The following is a 736-nucleotide window of genomic DNA, read 5'->3' as shown; positions in this document are numbered from 1 at the left end:
CCGCCGCCCCCGATCCGCGTGGCGGCCTCGCCGATCTCCCGCCGTTCGGGCCCGTCGAACGCCCCGAAGGTGCGCCGCAGCAGGGGCAGGACCGACGTGAACCGGTCCTCCGGCAGTCCCAGCAGCCAGGCGTCGATCAGCTTGAGCAGCTGGTCGTCGTGCACCAGGATGAGCCCGCTCCCCTGGAGGAAGCCCTCCAGCCAGGCGGCGGCGTCGGCGGGTTCGGTGCCCGGCGACATCGCCAGGCCCAGGCGGCGACGCAGTTCGTCGGCCTCCAGCAGCGAGGCGTCCAGGAGCATCCGGTTGACCCGCCCGGCGATCCGGCCCGGCAGCGAGTCGCGGACGGCCAGGGCGACCAGCGTCTCCGTCCACGCCCGCTCGCCCTCGCCGCCGAGCAGCGTGGCGGCGGTGTGGGTCGCGTCGATCCGCGCGACGAACTCCGCCGCCGCGTCGTCGTCCAGTCCGCGCACGGCCGGGGCGAGCCCGACGCACACCCTGCGCAGGATCTGCTCGGCCACCGCCCGCAGGTGCGTGTCGTCGGTGCCGCGCACGTCCCCGTACCGCGCCGACCGCGCCAGCGGCGGCAGGGCCGCCATCAGGTGCGTGACGTCGCTGTCGGTGGCGGCCCGGTCGGTGAGCAGGGACAGCACCTCGGGCAGGGCGTCGCCGAGTTCGGCGAACAGGCACCGCTCGGTGAGCGAGGTCAGCGTGGGCAGCGACGCCTCCCGGGCCGTGT

At 75.8% G+C, this 736-nt stretch carries 1 protein-coding gene; it reads right to left on the bottom strand.

Annotated elements, in window-relative coordinates; translation table 11 throughout:
• The coding region (locus D471_RS36950) for a DUF5682 family protein (protein ID WP_017602032.1) at positions 1–736 on the bottom strand (736 nt) is incomplete at both ends.

The organism is Nocardiopsis lucentensis DSM 44048 (genome assembly GCF_000341125.1).
GTDB lineage: Bacteria > Actinomycetota > Actinomycetes > Streptosporangiales > Streptosporangiaceae > Nocardiopsis > Nocardiopsis lucentensis.
The sequence above is the reverse complement of the archived record's forward strand: the minus strand, read 5'-3'. Positions and strand labels throughout refer to the sequence as shown.